Source organism: Streptomyces sp. NPDC060002, assembly GCF_042737245.1.
Lineage (GTDB): Bacteria > Actinomycetota > Actinomycetes > Streptomycetales > Streptomycetaceae > Streptomyces.
In genome coordinates, this window is sequence record NZ_JBHWUW010000001.1 from 57,488 (window position 1) to 74,952 (window position 17,465).

The 17,465-nt window shown below is 72.2% G+C and carries 13 protein-coding genes; 4 read left to right on the forward strand and 9 right to left on the reverse strand.

Annotated features, from left to right (window positions below; translation table 11 throughout):
- Positions 1-4 precede the first annotated feature (4 nt).
- Positions 5-964 (forward strand): hypothetical protein, encoded by a 960-nt coding sequence (locus tag ACFWBD_RS00250; protein ID WP_385660427.1) that lies wholly within the window; start codon positions 5-7, stop codon positions 962-964.
- Between the two features lie 434 nt (positions 965-1,398).
- Here ACFWBD_RS00250 and ACFWBD_RS00255 read toward each other — a convergent pair whose 3' ends face one another.
- The 3 genes from ACFWBD_RS00255 to ACFWBD_RS00265 all read right to left on the reverse strand — a co-directional run bounded on the left by ACFWBD_RS00255 (position 1,399) and on the right by ACFWBD_RS00265 (position 4,995).
- Positions 1,399-3,741 carry a glycoside hydrolase family 65 protein gene (locus ACFWBD_RS00255; RefSeq protein ID WP_385660429.1) on the reverse strand — a complete coding sequence of 781 codons (2,343 nt, stop codon included), beginning with the start codon at positions 3,739-3,741 and terminating at the stop codon, positions 1,399-1,401.
- Positions 3,738-4,499 (reverse strand): beta-phosphoglucomutase family hydrolase, encoded by a 762-nt coding sequence (locus tag ACFWBD_RS00260; RefSeq protein ID WP_385660432.1) that lies wholly within the window; start codon positions 4,497-4,499, stop codon positions 3,738-3,740. The genes ACFWBD_RS00255 and ACFWBD_RS00260 overlap by 4 nt, the downstream gene beginning before the upstream one ends.
- Positions 4,500-4,599: 100 nt before the next feature.
- The gene (locus tag ACFWBD_RS00265) at positions 4,600-4,995 is read right to left on the reverse strand and encodes a nuclear transport factor 2 family protein (protein WP_385660435.1); all 396 of its coding nucleotides are present in this window, start codon (positions 4,993-4,995) and stop codon (positions 4,600-4,602) included.
- Between the two features lie 63 nt (positions 4,996-5,058).
- On the opposite strand from ACFWBD_RS00265, the gene ACFWBD_RS00270 reads away from it, so the two are divergent.
- Positions 5,059-5,703, forward strand: a complete 645-nt coding sequence (locus ACFWBD_RS00270) for a nucleoside/nucleotide kinase family protein (protein ID WP_385660438.1) — start codon at positions 5,059-5,061, stop codon at positions 5,701-5,703.
- Between the two features lie 34 nt (positions 5,704-5,737).
- Here the strand turns inward: ACFWBD_RS00270 and ACFWBD_RS00275 are convergent, their stop codons facing one another.
- The 6 genes from ACFWBD_RS00275 to ACFWBD_RS00300 form a co-directional block, all read right to left on the reverse strand.
- The gene (locus ACFWBD_RS00275; RefSeq protein ID WP_385661466.1) at positions 5,738-7,570 is read right to left on the reverse strand and encodes a hypothetical protein; all 1,833 of its coding nucleotides are present in this window, start codon (positions 7,568-7,570) and stop codon (positions 5,738-5,740) included.
- A 70-nt stretch (positions 7,571-7,640) separates the two neighbouring features.
- The gene (locus ACFWBD_RS00280) at positions 7,641-9,356 is read right to left on the reverse strand and encodes a hypothetical protein (RefSeq protein ID WP_385660441.1); all 1,716 of its coding nucleotides are present in this window, start codon (positions 9,354-9,356) and stop codon (positions 7,641-7,643) included.
- 2 nt (positions 9,357-9,358) lie between these two features.
- Entirely contained in the window at positions 9,359-10,261 is a 903-nt protein-coding gene (locus tag ACFWBD_RS00285) for a carbohydrate ABC transporter permease (RefSeq protein WP_384122161.1), read from the reverse strand.
- Positions 10,258-11,169: a carbohydrate ABC transporter permease gene (locus tag ACFWBD_RS00290; RefSeq protein WP_384122164.1), complete on the reverse strand. Its 912-nt coding sequence runs from the start codon at positions 11,167-11,169 to the stop codon at positions 10,258-10,260. The genes ACFWBD_RS00285 and ACFWBD_RS00290 overlap by 4 nt, the downstream gene beginning before the upstream one ends.
- A 116-nt stretch (positions 11,170-11,285) precedes the next feature.
- Complete coding sequence (locus tag ACFWBD_RS00295; protein WP_385660444.1) at positions 11,286-12,614, reverse strand: extracellular solute-binding protein; 1,329 nt, start codon at positions 12,612-12,614, stop codon at positions 11,286-11,288.
- A gap of 277 nt (positions 12,615-12,891) precedes the next feature.
- The gene (locus ACFWBD_RS00300) at positions 12,892-14,025 is read right to left on the reverse strand and encodes an ROK family transcriptional regulator (RefSeq protein ID WP_385660447.1); all 1,134 of its coding nucleotides are present in this window, start codon (positions 14,023-14,025) and stop codon (positions 12,892-12,894) included.
- Between the two features lie 321 nt (positions 14,026-14,346).
- Here ACFWBD_RS00300 and ACFWBD_RS00305 point away from each other — a divergent pair, with 321 nt between their 5' ends.
- Positions 14,347-15,255 (forward strand): BadF/BadG/BcrA/BcrD ATPase family protein, encoded by a 909-nt coding sequence (locus tag ACFWBD_RS00305; RefSeq protein WP_385660449.1) that lies wholly within the window; start codon positions 14,347-14,349, stop codon positions 15,253-15,255.
- Positions 15,256-15,483: 228 nt separating this feature from the next.
- Positions 15,484-17,400 (forward strand): phosphatase PAP2 family protein, encoded by a 1,917-nt coding sequence (locus ACFWBD_RS00310; protein ID WP_385660452.1) that lies wholly within the window; start codon positions 15,484-15,486, stop codon positions 17,398-17,400.
- Positions 17,401-17,465: the final 65 nt, after the last annotated feature.

Consider the following 17,465-nt stretch of genomic DNA (forward strand, 5'->3'; position numbering starts at 1 on the left):
CCCGATGGCACGCGACCGCTTCGCTCCCGACTTCGACCCCGACTGCGGGGACGCCCCCCTGTCCTCCACCCGGCACGACATCGTCATCGGCCGCTGGCAGGGTCTGCGGGACCTGCTGCGCGCCACCGGCCCCGACTGGCTCTCCCGCGGTCACCGGGTGCGGCTGCTGGCGCAGGCCTGCGCGGGGAGTTCGACGGTGGAGACCTGGCTGGCCGCCGAGCCGCACAGCGCCGACGCGCTGGTGCTGCGGGCGGCCACGGAGACGGCCCGGGCGTTCAACGTGGCGATCACCGCGGGCCGTGGCGTGCCGATCGACCAGACCCGGGTCGACGGCGCGGTACTGGCGTGTCTGTCCGCCGCCGAGGCGTACCTGGACGACCCGACACCGTGGACCTCGCTGATCTCGGTCGCCCGCCTCTATCCGGCCGGGGTGCGCCGACAGGAACTGGCCCGCTGGTGGGACGAGTTGCACCAGCGGGATCCGTACAGCATGGAGGGGCACCTCCAGGTGCTGCACTACTACTCCGCCCGCTGGCACGGCTCGCACGGGCTGATGTACGACTTCGCCCGTGACGCGGCAGGCGCGGCCCCGCCGGGCTGTCCGCTGCCGGTGCTGGTGCAGTACGCCCGCGTCGAGGAGTTCCGCCACGCCCTCGACGCGCGCGAGGACCGCTCCACCGCGGTGGGCCTCGGCCAGCACTGGAACAACGACGGCGCTGTCAGCGACGTCCGCCGCACCTGGGAACGCTGGGTCATGGGCCGCGAGGAGGACGCCGTCGCCCCGGGCGAGCTGCGCGACTTCAACTACCTGGCGCACGCGGCGTGTTCGGCGGGCACCGCGGACGTGGCGACGCCGCTCCTGCGGATCCTCGGCCACCGGGTGACCCGCACGCCCTGGTCGTACACCGGCGATCCGGTCCAGCAGATCGCCCGACGGCGCAAGGAGTGGGGGGTACGCGACTGAGACCGGGAGCCGGGAAGACTTGTACACAGGCGGGTTGCCGGATTTTTCCTTGATCATGGCGGACCCGTGTGAAACCGTACGCGCACACCTGACGCGCTGCGCAATGCGGCACGACTGCGACTTCACCCAGGGCGGCCAGAAGGGCACGGCCTGAGACGCCGGTGAGCCTGTCCCGCGGGACAGGCTCACCGGGCGGCATGCCGAGGCACGTGCTCCAGCAGGCCGTGCCCGGCTCACCGGGTGCTGCCTGCTACGACGAGCGCGGCCCGGTGGCGGGCGGGCCGTCCGGCCCGGTGCGGCGCTGCCCGACCGCGAGCCGCCCGTCGTGTCCACTCTCCGCCATGCCGCTCCCCCTCGCCGCCGTCCGGGACACACCCGACCACCTACCAGCGCGCGGCGGCAGGGAAACACACCGCCGGACGCCGGGCCGGGTGTCAGCGGGTGTTCGGCCCCCGGTGCGGGGGCTGGCGCGGTACCGGTCGGGCCGGGACGGGCGGTACGGGGCGTACGACGGGGCCGTCGCCGTTCACCAGCACCTCGGCGCCGTGGTGACGGATCGTCAGCGGTGAGCCGGACAGCAGGGTGTACGTGGCCTTGTCCGGGCCGATCTCCACCCGCAGGCGGCGGCCGAGGAGTTGGACGCTGAAGGCGAGACGGCTGAACCTCTCCGGCAGCCGGGGTGCGAAACGCAGGCCCTCGCTGTCACCGCGCAGCCCGCCGAAGCCGGCGACCAGGGCCATCCAGGTGCCCGCGAGGGACGCGATGTGCAGTCCGTCGCGGGTGTTGTGCTCCAGGTCGGCGAGGTCCATCAGCGCGGCCTCGGTCGTGTAGTCGTAGGCCAGCCCCAGATGGCCGGCCTGCGCGGCGATCACCGCCTGGCAGCAGGCCGAGAGGGAGGAGTCGCGGACGGTCAGCGGCTCGTAGTAGGCGAAGTTGCGGGCGATCTGCTCCTCGTCGAAGTGGTCCGCGCAGGTGTACATCGCCAGCACCAGGTCGGCCTGCTTGACGACCTGTTTGCGGTAGAGGTCGAAGTAGGGGAAGTTGAGCAGCAGGGGGTACTGGTCGGGGCGGGTGCCCGCGAAGTCCCACTGCTGGTAGCGGGTGAAGCCCGCGTGCTGTTCGTGCACGCCGAGTTCGTGGTTGTAGGGCACGTGCACCGCTTCGGCCGCGTCCCGCCAGGCCGCGCTCTCCTCCTCGTCCACGCCGAGCCGGGCGGCCTCGCCCGGGTGCCGTGCGACGGCGTCGGCGGCGGCGAGCAGGTTCGCCCGGGCCATGAGGTTGGTGTAGGTGTTGTCGTCGGCGACCGCGCTGTACTCGTCGGGGCCTGTGACGCCGTCGATGTGGAAGGTGCCGTGCGCGTCGTGGTGGCCGAGCGAGCGCCACAACCGGGCGGTCTCCACCAGCAGTTCGACGCCGGTGGCCGCTTCGAAGTCCCGGTCCCCGGTCGCCGTGACGTACCGGACCACGGCGTCGGCGATGTCGGCGTTGACGTGGAAGGCGGCGGTTCCGGCCGGCCAGTACGCCGAGCCCTCCGAGCCCTCGATCGTCCGCCAGGGGAACGCGGCGCCGCGCAGGCCGAGTTGGACGGCCCGTTCGCGGGCGGCGGGCAGGGTGTTCTGCCGCCAGCGCAGGGCCTCGGCGACGGCGCCGGGCGCGGTGTAGGTGAGCAGGGGCAGCACGAAGGTCTCGGTGTCCCAGAAGGCGTGACCGTCGTAGCCGGACCCGGTCAGCCCCTTGGCGGGGATGGCGCGTTGTTCGGCGCGGGCACCGGCCTGGAGCACGTGGAAGAGGGCGAAGCGGACGGCCTGCTGGATCTCCTCGTCGCCGTCGACCTCGACGTCCGCGCGGGACCAGAAGTCGTCGAGGTAGGCGCGCTGGTCGTCCAGGAGGCCCGACCAGCCGCTGTGTCCGGCCGCCGCGAGGGCCGCCTCCACCTGGTCGCTCATCGCGGGCCGGGAGCGGGCGCCGGACCAGCCGTAGGCGACGAGTTTCTCCACCCGCAGCCGCTCGCCGGGCTCCAGCACGGAGGTGACGGTGAGCCGGGCGACGTCGACGTTGCTCTCGCTGCTGACCGTGGTCCGCTCGGGGCCGGTCACCTCGTGGTCGGCGGCCACGGCGACCCGCAGCCCGCTGCGTTTCGTGCGGTGGACGAGCCGCAGCCGCCGGCCGACGGCCACGTCCTCCTCCGGCTCCAGCGGCGACTTCAGGGCCCGGGCCGCGCGCGGGTCGCCGTTCGGGTCGGGCAGGCTCTCGTTGGTGACCAGCTCGGACTGGATCACCACCCGGGAGCTGCTGCCGACGGCCTCCACCTCGTAGGCGACGGCGGCCACGGCCCGCTGGGTGAGCGAGACCAGCCGGGTCGAGCGCACCCGGACCGTGGAACCGGCGGGCGAGGTCCACTCGCAGGTCCGCTCCAGGACGCCCCGGCGCAGGTCGAGCACCCGCTCGTGCGCGACGAGCCGCCCGTAGCGCAGGTCGAACGGCTCGTCGTCGACCAGCAGCCGCAGGATCTTGCCGTTGGTGACGTTGATGACGGTCTGCCCGGACTCCGGGTAGCCGTAGCCGGCCTCGGCGTACGGCAGCGGGTGCAGTTCGTGGACGCCGTTGAGGTAGGCGCCGGGCAGGCCGTGCGGCTCGCCCTCGTCCAGGTTGCCGCGCCAGCCGACGTGCCCGTTGGAGAGCGCGAACACGGACTCGCTCTGCGCCAGGACGTCGAGGTCGAGCCGCGTCTCGCGCACATGCCAGGGCTCGACGGCGTAGGACCGGTCGGTGATCACTCCCGCCCTCCCCCGTCGGCGCCGCCCGCGAGGTCCTTGAGGTCTTTGACCACGATGTCCGCGCCGTGCGTGTACAGCGCGTCGGCCTGGCCGACCCGGTCGACGCCGACGACGTACCCGAAGTTCCCGGCGCGGCCCGCGTCCATCCCGGCCAGCGCGTCCTCGAAGACGGCCGCCCTCGACGGCTCGACGCCGAGATCGTGGGCGGCGGCCAGGAACGTGTCGGGGCGCGGCTTGCCCGGCAGGTTCCGCTCGGCCGCCACGACGCCGTCGATCCGCACCTCGAAGAGGTGCTCGGCGTCGATCGAGCGCAGCACGTCGCGGGTGTTGGCGCTGGAGGAGACGATCGCCGTCCGCAGGCCGTGCGCGCGCGCCGCCGCTATGTAGCCCAGGGTGCCGTCGTACGGCTGGACGCCCTGGGTGCGGATCTTCTCCAGGAGCAGTTCGTTCTTGCGGTTGCCCAGCCCGTGGACGGTCCGCGCGTCGGGCGGGTCACCGGGTTCGCCCTCGGGCAGTTCGATGCCCCGGGAGGCGAGGAAGGTGCGGACGCCGTCGGCGCGCGGGCGGCCGTCGACGTACTCGGCGTAGTCGTGGGCCTCGTCGAACGGCCGGAAGTCCTTGTCTCCGCGGGCGTACAGGAACGCGTCGAAGGTTTCCTTCCAGGCGGCCGCGTGCACCACGGCCGTCCGGGTGACGACCCCGTCGAGGTCGAAGAGACAGGCCTGGATCGTTTCGGGGAGTCCGAGCGTCGACGTCATACAGGCCCGGTTCCCCCACATCGCGCCCCTCACCGCTGTGTCGCACGACACATTCCCACTCCGGCCCCGCAGGCCATGCCCGTACGGCGGCCGGGCGCGGTCAGTCGTGCGGGAAGGAGTGGTGCTCGTGGGCGATGAGCCAGCGGCCGTGCTCCTTGCGCAGGCCGAAGGTGAGCCGCAGCCGCAGGCTCGGACACTCGGCGAGCTCCTCGGGCGTGCCGCAGCGCAGCAGGGCGTGGGCATAGGCGACGTCGTGACCTGCGGTGACGTCGAGGGTGTCGATGTCGAAGCGGGCGCCCTGGGCCTGCCAGACGAAGAAGGGCGGCCAGGTCGCCCGGTAGGCGGCCAGGCCCCGGATGCCCTCGTGGGGCGCCGGCACGTCGTACATGACCAGGTCCTCGGCGTGCTGGTCGAGGACGGTATCGAGGTCGCCCCGATGGACGGCGTCGGCCCAGCGGGTGATCAGGGTGCGGATCTGCCACTCGTCGTCGGACATGGTCGTCCTCCTCTCCTTGCGACCTTGCGGGTCACCTCCCAGGAGACTGCGACACTCTGCTGTGTGCTCACTTTCGACGATCTGCTCGTACGCGCCCGTGGCCTCCTCGCCGGGGCCGGCGGCAGACGGGCGCTGCTCGGCATCGTGGGCAGCCCCGGCTCGGGCAAGACGACACTCGCCGAGCGTCTGGTGCGGGAGCTGAACGGCGCCGGGGACCCCTGGGTCGCGCATGTCCCGATGGACGGCTTCCATCTTGCCGACGTCGAACTGGACCGCCTCGGCCGGCGGGACCGCAAGGGGGCGCCCGACACCTTCGACGCGGCCGGGTACGCGGCCCTGCTGCGGCGGTTGCGGGAGGAGACGGACGGCGAGGACCCGGTGTACGCGCCGGGCTTCGAGCGGGAGCTGGAGCAGCCGGTCGCGGGGGCCGTGCCGGTGCCGCCGACGGCCCGGCTGGTCGTCACGGAGGGCAACTACCTCCTCGTCGGCACGGGCGCGTGGCCACGGGTACGGGCCGCCCTGGACGAGGTGTGGTTCCTCGAGATCGACGAGGACGAGCGGATCCGCCGGCTGGTCGCCCGGCACGAGGAGTTCGGCAAGCCGCACGAGGAGGCGGTGGCCTGGGTGCTGGGGACGGACCAGCGCAACGCCGAACTGGTGGCGACGACGCGGGCGCGGGCGGATCTGGTGGTGCGCACACCCCGGTGAACCGCCCGGCCGCCCGGCCGCCTGTCCGTGCGCCTCAGGCGTCGGTCCGCCGCAGGGTGAGCCGCGGCTCGCCGTGCGCGTCGTCGGCCCCGATGACCGCCGTGAAGACGTCCGTACGTACGGCGAGGCCCTCCTCGCGCCGCTCGACCGTCACGCCGAACGGTTCCTCGGTGCCGTGGCGCACCGCGAACACGTGCAGGTCGTCCGGCGCGTCCGGGAGCGGTCCCGCCTCCAGTGCCGTCGAGCTGACCAGGTGGCGCCAGCCCTCGTCGGGGTTGCCGTAGCCGCGCGGGTCGGCGGCGAGCGCGAAGGCGGCCTGCTCCTGGGTGAGTTCGGCGCGCGCGTCGAAGTGCTCGGCGCCCCGCGCGCCCGGGTGCGTGAGGCGCAGACCGCCCGGCGAGGAGACGGCGCCGTGTGCCGTTCGCCGGACCCGGTCGCCGTCGTCCTCGGCGTACGGCAGGCCCGCCAGCAGGTAGGGGGTCCCGTCGAGGCGCTCCACGGCGACCGTCGTCCACAGGGTGGTGCCGTCGGTGACGTACAGGGAGCGCACGCTGCGCAGGACGTGGTCACGGCCGACGACCGGCTTGGTGACCAGCTTGGCCGTCAGTCCGTCGGCGCGGACGTCGCGGACCCGGACCCGGCCCATGGGCCGGCACAGCAGGAAGCCGTCGGTGACGGGACCGAAGCCGTGCTGGCGGTTGACCGCGGCGGGCAGGTAGTAGGTCCCGGCCGCCTCGACGACCGCCGGGGTCATCCGGTCGTCGAAGGCCACCGAGACCGTGCCGGCGCGCAGTTGGTGCCGCGCGGATCCGGTGGACGGCTCGCGGTGCCAGCGCGTGGTGTCCTGGATCTGCCAGACCAGCATCCACGCGAAGTGGCCGTCGACGCCGCCGTCCGCCTTGACCGCGTGCCGCGCCCAGCGGCTGTCGCCCCGGTAGCGGCCCAGGTCGGCGCCGATGCGGGCGCCGAAGTAGCGCAGGCCGAGAACGGACTCGAAGGCGGAGTGCTGCTCGCTGTAGCGGGGGCCGCCGTTGTCGAAGCCGCCGCCGGTGAGGCGGGCGTCGAGGTAACGGGCCAGTGCCTCGCCGTCCTCGGCGAAGACCTCCTCGCCGCTGACCCGGTGGGCCTGGGCGAGGAAGGAGAGGGAGATCGGGCCGTAGTTGTTGTCGTAGGCGCCGCCGTGCTCGGGGGGCAGCAGGGCGCCCCGGTCGCGGACCCGGTGGGCGCGGATCTCGTCGGAGTACAGCGCGAGTGCCCGGGCGCGGACCGGCTCGCCGTCCTGCGGCGGAAGGTGGCGGGCCAGCATCAGGCCGCCGACCACGCAGCCGATGGCCTGGTTGCCCGCCTCCTGGGGGTTGAAGAAGGTCGCCTCGGTCAGCCAGCTCCAGTAGCCGCGGGCCACTTCCAGCAGTTCGGCGCGCTGCTCGTGCGCCACCAGGCCGTCGGCCGTGTCGAGGACGTTCACGGCCTGGAGCAGCGCCCACACCGTGCTCGGCCAGTCGCCGACGGGGTGCGCGCCGGCCGCCAGGGTGTAGCGCGCGTACGGGAGTCCGCAGCCGCGCACCCTCAGGTTCGGGTAGCCCGGGTTGTCGCCGCGGTAGACCCGCTCGCGGAGGTGGAAGGCGAGGCTGCGGCGGACCGCCTCCGGCAGCCGCGGGTCCTCGGTGCGCTGCCAGGCCAGTGCCAGCAGGGAGGTGATGCCGAGCGAGGTGTCGCCGATGTCGTCGACGCAGTGGGGGTGCTCCAGGTTGCCCTGCGGGGTCAGGCGGCGCAGCGCCTGTTCGGTGACGTCGGCGAGGACGGCGTCGTACGCCTGCGGGGTGTCGGGCAGGTCGTGCAGCGGTCCGCACTGGTGCGTGAGGTGCACGGGAGGGGACGTGAGGTGCACGGGGATCAGCCCTTCATACCTGAGATGGCCATGGCGTGGGTCGTCGGAGTCACCTGACAGGTGCGGGCCGGCGGGCGCGCAGTGCGACGGTCAGTGTGTGCGGGCCGTGTCCACCGATGTAGACGCGGTTCCCGGTCGTCGCATCGGTACCGCCCACCACGGTGTGGTCCTGCCCCGGGTCGTACCGCAGTACATCGCTCCGGTCCGGCCCGGCCAGCGGTTCGCCCGCCTCGACGTCGGCCTCGACGCGGATCTCGTCGTCGCCGACCCGGTAGGTCATCGGCCCGGTCGTCAGGCACCAGCGTCCGTCGCCGATCGGTGCGGCGCCCGCTGTCACGCCACCCGGGCGGAAGGTCAGTTCGAGGGCCCAGGGCACCCGTGGTCCGCTGAGGTCGATCCGCAGGTCGGCACCGTCCTCCCGCAGGTCGACCTCGACGCGGGTCGTGTGGGAGACCTCGTCCCGAGGCCGGTCCGGGAAGGCCATCGCGCCCGAGAAGCGTCCCTCGTCCGCCAGAAGGTAGGCGCCGTCGTCCCGTCGCCGGTCCGGCGGCAGCGGCTGGTAGTAGGCGGCCGTGAGGGTTTCGGTGAGCAGGTACCGGTGAGTGGCGGGCCGGCGCATGTCGGCGGCGCGGAACGGGCCCAGGTCGAAGAATCCCCGCGAGAGACGGACCGCGTCGAGGACGGCGTCGCCGGCGAACAGACGCAGGAAGGTCGGATTGCACGCTAGGCCCGAGCGGATGCGCCGGTGCTCGGGCACGTCGGAGCCGCCGTACACCACCGTGTGCGCGGTGGCCGAGGCGCGTGCGGCGAGGCCCGCGGTGGTGATGTACCGGTCGCGGGGCAGGGTCTCCGCGTCCGGTGTCGGCAGGACGCGGCACAGGTCCGGGGTGAGGAGGGTCTCGGCGAGCAGGTCGGGGTCGACGCCGTCGGCGGCCGCCAGCAGCGCCGCCCGGCCGAAGTCGCCCCGGCCGGTGCGGATCGCGAGCAGCCGGTAGTGCGGCAGGTAGGGCGCCAGCGGGAACGGGTGGTTCTGGTCCTGCCGTCGCGAGTGGACGGTCTCCACCGTGCCGTCCGGCCTGATGAGGTCCAGGGTGGTGGCGAGATTGCGTTCGACGGCGTCCAGCAGGTCGGCGCGGCCGAGCACATCGGCCAGCAGGAGCAGCGACGGGTTGGACACGTGGGCCGCGTAGTTGGCGCTCCGTTCCGAGTACAGGCCCTCCGCGTCGATGTCGACGCCCTCGGCGAGCCACTCCTCGACGCGGGCGAGCAGCCGGTCGTCCGGGAACGACCGGTGCAGCCGGGCCAGCGCCGCGCACAGCTCCCAGCGGTGGTTCGGGGTGTGCACCCCACCGGTCAGGAGAGCGCCGGAGGCGGCGCCGGCGATCTCCGCGAGCGCGGCGGTGACCTCGGTCAGTTCCGGCCCCGCGCCGGCGGCGAGGACGTGCGCGTCGCACACGTCGTTGACGGTGAACGCGGAGTCCGGGGGTGACTGCACGTTGTCGCCGCCGGCGAAGAGGCCGGTGCTGCTCTGCGCGGCCCGCAGGGCGCGGAGGTGGGTCGTCGCGGCGGTGACGGCCTGCTTGCTGCCGTGGAGTGCCGAGTCGGCGGAAAGGTACGCCGCGACCAGAGTCTTGACCCGGCGGGCCAGAGCCCGGTGGGTCACCCCGGCGGGTTCCTCGCCGGGGTCGGCCGCCAGCGGGGCGGCCAGCCGGTCGGCGGCGCCGGCCGCCGCGCGGACGAACTCGTGGTCGAGCGGGGTGGGCAAGGTCAGTCCTTCAGGCCGGCGTTGATGTCGGCGTTCATGACGTACTTCTGGAACACCAGGAAGACGACGATCAGCGGGATCATGGAGATGACCGAACCGCCGAGCAGCACCGACCAGTTGATGTTCTGCGCCCCTACGAGGCTCTGGATGCCGATCTGCACGGTGAACTTCTCGGGGTCGTTCAGCATCAGCAGCGGCCAGATGTAGTCGTTCCACCGCCACTGGAACGACAGGATGGCGAGCGTCAGCATGATGGGCCGGGCGAGCGGCACCATGATCCGCAGGAAGATCGACAGCTCCTTGGCGCCGTCGATGCGGGCAGCCTCGATGAGCTCGTCGGGGACCGTCAGGAAGAACTGGCGGAACATGAAGCACCCGGTCGCGGTGAGCAGGGCCGGGAGGATGATGCCGGCGAGCGAGTTGTAGAAGCCCAGGTCGCGGACCACCAGAAACAGCGGGGCGAGCATGACCTCGGCAGGGAGCATCGTGGTGGCCAGGATGCAGAGGAAGAAGGCCTTGAGCCATCTGTTGTCGTACTTGGCCAGCGCGTACCCGGTGCAGCAGCTGACTCCCACCGTGAGGATCGTCGCGATCACACAGACCAGGGTCGTGTTGATGAAGTACTGGGCGAAGTTGGCGCTTGCCCACGCTTCCTTGTAACCCGACACGGTGGGGTTCTGCGGGAGCACCGTCAGCGGGAGGGAGAACAGGTCTCCCGCCGGTTTGAAGGAGCTGAGGACGAACCACAGCACCGGGATCCCGTAGAGGCCCGCGAGGACCCACAGCAGAGTCGTCGGGGCAATCGCGCGCCGAAGCCCGCCGGTCGCCGACCCGCGGGACCTCTTCTTGGAGACGGCCCGTACGGAGTCGGCGTCGGCCTTGCGCGGCATGTCTGTGGTTGTCATCGGTTCTCCACCCGCCGGTTGACCATCATCTGGATGATCGCGACGCCCATCAGGATGAGCATGAGCACGAACGACGCGGCGCTCGCGTAGCCGATCTGGCCTGCCTTGAACCCCGTCTGGTAGATGTACTGGACCAGCAGGTTGTTCGACGTTCCGGGTCCGCCGCTGTTGAGGGAGGCGAACACCGCGTATTCCTTCATCGCGTGGATCGTGTTGAGCAGGATGACGATGAAGGAGGTGGGCGCGATGCTCGGCAGTGTGATGCTGATGAACTGGCGCCACGGACCGGCGCCGTCGAGCGCGGCCGCCTCGTAGTACGACGTCGGTACGTTCTTGATCGCCGCGATGAACAGCAGCATCGAGAAGCCCGTCCAGGCCCAGGCGGCCGCCACCACGACCACGATCAGTGACAGGTCCGCGTTCGACTGCCACGGAACGGCGCTTCCGCCGACCTTCTCGATGAGGTAGTTGACCAGTCCGAAGTTCTCACCGAACAGCCATCGCCACAGGACACCCACGATGATGGGCGACAGCAGCCACGGGATGAAGAAGAAGAGCCGGGCGACCGACGCGCCCTTGGCGTGCTTGCTCACCACCACGTTGGCGATGACCAGCGACAGCACGAAGTTCAGCGGGACGAAGAGCACGGTGTACAGCAGCGTGCGGGTCGTCGCGTCGTAGAAGGTCGAGTCCCCGAGCAGCTTCTGGTAGTTGTCCAGTCCGACGAACTGGAACGACCCCACGCCCGTGTAGTTCGTGAAGGAGTAAACGAGCCCGATCACCGCCGGCCAGACGAAGAACAGCGCGAAGAGCACGACATTGGCCGCGATGAGGACGAGCGGCGCAAGGGTGTATTTACTACGGCTCCTGGGCGGGCTCACGGACACGTCCGAGGCTCGTTTTGTCATCTTCCTGACTCCGTGCTGGTGGATGGGATTGCGGTGGGCTCACGCCATGAGCCCGGCATCACGCGGACGTCCAGGTCCGGGCGGCGGTGGCTCGCACAGCCGCCCGGACCTGGGGCCTACTTCACGCCGCCGACCTGCTGGTTGTAGCCGGCCACGATGTTCTCCAGGGCCTTGTCGGCCGACTGCTCACCGTTGATCGCCTTGCCGATCTCCGCCTTGGTCGGGTCGTCGGTGAGGCTCTTGCCGTTCAGCGCCCAGTTCGTCTGCGCGACGTTGAAGTAGCCGGAGACGGGGGCGTAGAGCGGAATCGACTCGTTGTAGAGCTTGAACGCCGCCTGCGCCGCCTCGGACTTGAAGGGGTACGTCGGGTTCAGACCGCTCTCGACCGGCAGGAACCCGGACGCCTCGCACAGCGCCTTGTAGTGCTCGGGCTCGTACAGCCACGAGATGAACTTGTTCGCGGCGGTGGCCGCGTCGCTGTTGTTGTTGAAGCCCACGACCATGCCGCCGCTGTTGACGTCGCTGGCCTGCACCGGCTCGGCGGGGGTCGGGACGCTCGCCCAATCGAACTTCGTGACGCTCTCCGCGAAGGAGGCGACCTGCCACACACCGGACCAGTAGGCGACGACGTCACCGCTCTGGAACATGGCCGACGGGTCGGCGCCGCTGGTCCACACCGACTTCGGCATGGTCTTGTCGTCGTTCCAGCCGACGAAGGTGTTCACGGCCTTCTTGGTCGCCTCGTCCGCCGAGAACTTGCCGGAGGAGTCGGCGTGCATGTACTGCCCGCCCATCTCGTACACCATGGCGCGGAGTCTGGACGGCGACTGGTCGAACGTCAGGGAGTACTTGGCCTTGGTCTTCTCCCGGACCTCGTTCGCCGCCTTGATGAACTCGGTCCAGGTCCAGGTCTTGGAGGGCGAGGTCGGGTAGGAGACGCCGGCCTTGTCGAAGAGCGACTTGTTGATGAACATGCCGGACGCGGTGACGTCCGAGGGGATGGACAGCACCTTCCCGGACGAGTCCTTGGCGACGAAGTTGGCGTTGATCTTGTTGGTCTTGTTGTTGGCGATGGAGCTGAGGTCGAGCAGCTTGTTCGACCAGATCGGGTCGATCTTCGGCACCGCCGCCACGTCGGGCAGGGAGCTCGCCTGCGCGGCGTTGCGCAGCTTCGCGTCGTAGCCGTCGTACGGGATGTTGACGAGCTTGACGTTGACGCCGGTTTCCTTCTTGTACGCCGCCACCGACGCCTTCCAGCCCGCGTCCTGCCCCGGAACCGTGGAGATCCAGAACGTCAGCGACTTGGAGGTCCCGCCCGAGTCGGACCCCGACCCACAGGCGGAGAGAAGCAGGGCACCTGCCGCGGCCCCGGCAGCGAGGGGAACCAGGCGGCTTATGCCGCCGCGGCCGAGTCGGCGGGAGCGCCGCACACCCACAGTGGTCATCTTCGATCCCTTTTTTTCGTCGTAGGGGACGGAGCACGGCGCCGACCGAGGCGGCACGGGTGCATTTTGCAGGAATGTTTGCTTTCCGGGGGCGCGGCCTCGCCCGGCCGCGTCGCCTTGACGGATGGGGTCCCCGGCCATGAGGGCCGTCGTCGCACAAGCACGCCCTCGTGCGGCTGCCGTACTTCGAGTACGGGCGGGAGGCTCATCCGGAGTCGGCGTCCCGGCCGACTTAGAAAGCGCTTGTCCGGACATTGGCAGACCGAGTCGCGGGCCGTCAATCCTTGGCCCGCGCTGCCTCGGTCACGGTTTGGACTCCCCGGGCGACCGCGAGCCGCGCGGCACCCGCGACGGTACCGGTGTCCCCGACCGTGCTGCTGACCACCTCGGTGGGCCAGCTCAGCCGCCCCAGCTCGGCCCGCACACCGGGCAGGAGCTGCGGATCGGCGCCCGTGCTGCCCCCCAGCACGATCAGGCCCGGGTCCAGCACCGCGGTCACTGCGGCGGCCAGCCGGCCCACGTCCGCGGCATGGCGGCCGACGACGTCGCGGGCCGTGGCACGGCCCTCCCCCGCGAGGGCGAAGAGCCGCTCGGTGGTGCGCGGGCAGGGCCCGTCGGCGCCCTGCCAGGCCGCCGCGGCGCGGCGCAGCAGGGAACGCGCGCCGATGTACTCCTCCAGGGCCTCCTGGCGCGGCTCACGGCCGTCGTCCCAGGGGTAGGGCAGCCGGGCCAGCTCTCCGGCGGCGCCGTTCGAGCCGCGCAGCACCGAGCCGCCGACGACGATGCCGAGGCCGATGCCCACGCCGATCCGCAGATAGCCGAAGGTGTGCCGGCCGCGCGCGGCCCCCTCGTGCAGCTCCGCGAGCGCGGCGCAGTTCACGTTGTTCTCCAGGTGGACGGGCACTCCCGGCGGCAGCGCGACGGCCATGGCGTCGAAGACCGGTCCCGCCTTGGCGGTCGCGGGGCGCATACCGCTGCCCTGCCGGTCCCGCGCCGCGACGTCACCGACCGCGACGACGATGGTGCGCAGCGGAATGCCGCCGGGCAGCGCGGTGAGCGCCTCGCGTACGGCGTCGGCGGCGTCCGTCCGGGAGGCGGTGGCCTCGGCGAGCAGGGTGCCGTCCAGGGCGCAGCCGCGGACCCGGGTGAGGGCGGGGCCGAGGTCGACGGCGAGTACCGCGCCGGCGGCCGGGCCGAGACCGTATACGGCCGCCGTGCGGCCGGTGCCGCCGGAGGCGGTCCCGGAATGCGCGGCCAGCCGGGCGCCCTCCAGCTCGGCGACGGCGGAGGACACCGTCGGCTTGGACAGGCCCGCCAGGGTCGCGAGCTGCGGCCGGGTCGCGCTGCCCGCCTGGGCCAGCACGGCGAACACCGCACTCGCGCTCTCGGTCAGGCGGGGGGCTTCCGCCACGTCGAGTTCCACAGTTTCCCCCACACGGGTACAGGGCCGCGCGCCCCGTGCCGATCTCTCGGCGGGCTGCGGCGATGGGATGCTCCGACGTCGCGCGTTCCCGTCCCGCGGCGGCCCGGACGGGAGCCTGGACGGTCGAGTGCGCGATTACTCTTGACGCACTGTACTTCGTTAGTTAACTTCCTAACGAACTTCACGGTACTCGCCTGCCGTGCTCGTCAGAAGCCCGTCCCGGGGCTTCCCTAGTTCACCGATCCGCAACCCCTCAGACACGGTTCGCCCGCCGTCGCAGCTCGACGCAGCAACGACGAAAGAGGATCCGTGCAGGACTCTCCCCCTTCGGGCCCCCTCGTGGTCGGCGTCGACGTGGGCGGCACCAAGACGCATCTCCGTGCCCTCGCGGGCGACGTCATCGTGGCCGACCACGTCCGCTCCAGCGCCGGCTGGCGGCCGCACGACCCGGCCGCCGCCGCACGCCGTCTCACCGACCTCGTCCGCGCGACGCTGCCCGAGGGGGCGCGCCCGGCCGCACTCGCGGTGGGCGCGCACGCCTGCGAGACACCACGCCAGTGCGCGCGGATCCGCGACGCCCTGCAGCTCTCCCTCGGTGTGCCCGCCCGTGTGGTGGGCGACGCCGAACTGCTCGTTCCCGCCGCCGGACTGGACAAGGGTGTCGGCCTCGTGGCCGGCACCGGCTCGGTGGCCGTGGGCCGGCTGCCCGGCGGCGACCCCGTCCAGGTCGGCGGCTGGGGCGCGGTCCTCGGCGACGAGGGCGGCGCCGCCGGTCTGGTCCGCGAGGCGGCCCGGGCCGTATGGGCCGCCCACGACCGCGGCGAGGAACCCGGAGCCCTTGCTCTGGGCCTCCTCGCCGCTCTCGGCGTGCCCGAGGTCCCGGCGCTCGGCGCGGCCCTGGAGGGCGCCTCGGACGTCTCCGCCGAGTGGGGACGACACGCCCCCGCCGTCTTCGCGGCCGCGGCCGACGGCTCCGCGCTCGCCCGCTCCGTGATCGCCGAGGCCGGTGCGGCGCTCGCCGCGCTCGTCGCCCGTCTCGCCGCGCGCGGGGTCCAGGTCGACGACGTGGTGGTGGCGGGCGGCACGGTGCTCGGCCAGCCGGCGCTCTACGAGGCGTTCTCCGCCGCGCTCGCCGACACGGTTCCGGGGGCGCGGCCACAGCCGCTCACCGTGCCGCCGGTCGAGGGCGCGGTGGCGTTGGCGCGCTCCCTCCTGTGAGGCGCCGGCCTCTCGTTCACCCGCAGGACACGCACCGGTCGCCGGGTCATCGCGGAAGCGACACGACTCGGCCGTAGATCTTCGCTCGTACGACGTCTTCCGGCTCGCACGTCGTCACAGGACAGCCGGGTCGCACGCGATCGCACGTACCCCGCACACGTATTCCCGCAGGTATCCCGCACGTCCTTCCCGGCCGCACCGGCCGAAGAACTCGAGAGAGGCACACTCATGCCGTCACCCGTCGGGCAGTCCACCCCCTCGGCCGTGAACAGAAGGCGCTTCCTGAAGGTCTCCTTCGGTGGTTCGGCGGCCCTGGTGGCCGCCCCGACGCTGGTCTCCTGGCTGGGCGCCGCCGACGCCAAGGCCGCCACGAGCCCGCTCCCGTTCGTCGACGACTACAAGACGAACATCACGGCGAACCTCACCCCCGAGACCAACGCCGTGGTGCGGATCCTGGGCGGCTTCGCCCAGGTGTGGAAGACCGGCGCCGCCTGGAACACCGGCACGCCGCTGCGGCCCGAGATACTGCGCGCCAACATGCGCTACTGCATCGCGCTCACCCGCTCCCGCACGGAAGCCGCGGGCCGGCAGGCGTTCGTCTACGACCGCCAGCACCAGAGCTACGCGATGATCGCCGGACTCGGTCCCCTGACGGAGCTCTACCGGGCCGGCGCCAAGGCCGTCACGTCGATCACCAGCGCGCCGGACACCACTCCCGCCACGACGATCAGTGACGCCGTGCCCGCGGACGCGCCCGCCGGCTCCGCCATCGGCGCCGGCTCCTACACCTCCGACCTCGGTCAGGTCGCAAGGCTCGTCGACACCGTGCGCGGCCCGTTCGCCTCCGGCAACCCGGGCAAGTACGCCTTCCAGTACCCGCGCCCGTGGCGCATGAACGAGAACAGCGAGGTCGTCGACACCGGGAAGACCGATGCCCTCGGCTTCCCGGTGTACGACTCGAAGGTGGTCGTCGTCCCGCAGCTGCTGCGTCAGCGCGGTACCTCCGCGACCGACGACGGCGGCTTCCCCAGCGGGCACACCAACGCCTTTCACCTGGCGTCGCTGGCGTTCGCGTACGCCGTGCCCGAGCGGTTCCAGGAGCTGGTGACCCGCGCGCTCGAACTCAGCCACACCCGGATCGTCTCCGGCATGCACTCCACGGTGGACGTCCTCGGCGGCCGCATCATGGCCACCGCCCTCGCCGCCGCCGCGCTCGCCGACCCGGCCAACGCCGCCCTCAAGGCGGCCGCCCGCGCCCAGGCCCTGGCCTACTTCACCGAGAAGAGCGGCACCACGGCCGACACCCTGTCCGCCTACGCGCACTCCGACGCCTCGGACCCGTACGCCGACCGGGAGGCCAACGCACGGGCCAACGAGCCCCGCCTGACCTACGTCCTCGAGCGCCAGGGCCGCAGGACGCCGCTCACCGTGCCCAAGGGCGCCGAGGTGCTGCTGGAGACCCGCCTGCCGTACCTCACCGCCGCCCAGCGCCGTGAGGTGCTGCGCACGACCGCGCTGCCCTCCGGGTACGTCCTGCTGGACGGGTTCGAGCAGTGGGGCCGGCTCAACCTGTTCGCCGCGGCGGACGGGTACGGCGCCTTCGACTCCGACGTCACGGTCACGCTGGACGCGTCGAAGGGCGGTTTCGACGCGGCCGACGCCTGGCGCCACGACATCGGGGGCGAGGGCGGTCTCACCAAGCGCGGCTCGGGCACGCTCACCCTGACCGGGCACAACCGCTACCACGGCGGCACCGTACTGGCGGAGGGCGTGCTCGTCGCCGGGCACGCGAACGCGCTCGGCCGGGGCGACGTACGGCTGACCGGCGGCACGCTGCGCGCGGGCGCCCCGGTGCGGGTGCGGGGCGCGTGGGCCCAGGAGTCCGGCGCGGTGCTGGACCTGACGCTGCGCGGGCACCACGGGCCCGTCCTGACGGTGTCCGGGCGGGTCCGGCTGGACCGGGGCGCCGTGCTGTCGCTGCGCCTCGACGCCGACCGGCCGCCGGCCGCGGGGACGGCGGTCCCGGTGATCGACGCCGCGGCGCTGCGCGGTCAGTTCGACCGTGTCGAGCTGAACTCCGACCGCCTGCGCGCCGTACCCGTGTACACGGCAGACGGTCTGTCGGTACGACTCCTGAAGCGGTAACACCCTTCGCGGCGGGAGCCGGTGCGCAGCGAGCCCCCGAGGCGCCTGCGCACCGGCTCCGGCCG

Excerpts from the sequence above, each read along its gene's own strand:
- ACFWBD_RS00310 (WP_385660452.1), top strand. The coding sequence starts at position 15,484 with ATGCCGTCACCCGTCGGGCAGTCCACCCCCTCGGCCGTGAACAGAAGG.
- ACFWBD_RS00250 (WP_385660427.1), top strand. The coding sequence starts at position 5 with ATGGCACGCGACCGCTTCGCTCCCGACTTCGACCCCGACTGCGGGGAC.
- ACFWBD_RS00285 (WP_384122161.1), bottom strand. The coding sequence starts at position 10,261 with ATGACAACCACAGACATGCCGCGCAAGGCCGACGCCGACTCCGTACGG.
- ACFWBD_RS00260 (WP_385660432.1), bottom strand. The coding sequence starts at position 4,499 with ATGACGTCGACGCTCGGACTCCCCGAAACGATCCAGGCCTGTCTCTTC.
- ACFWBD_RS00290 (WP_384122164.1), bottom strand. The coding sequence starts at position 11,169 with ATGACAAAACGAGCCTCGGACGTGTCCGTGAGCCCGCCCAGGAGCCGT.
- ACFWBD_RS00295 (WP_385660444.1), bottom strand. The coding sequence starts at position 12,614 with ATGACCACTGTGGGTGTGCGGCGCTCCCGCCGACTCGGCCGCGGCGGC.
- ACFWBD_RS00265 (WP_385660435.1), bottom strand. The coding sequence starts at position 4,995 with ATGTCCGACGACGAGTGGCAGATCCGCACCCTGATCACCCGCTGGGCC.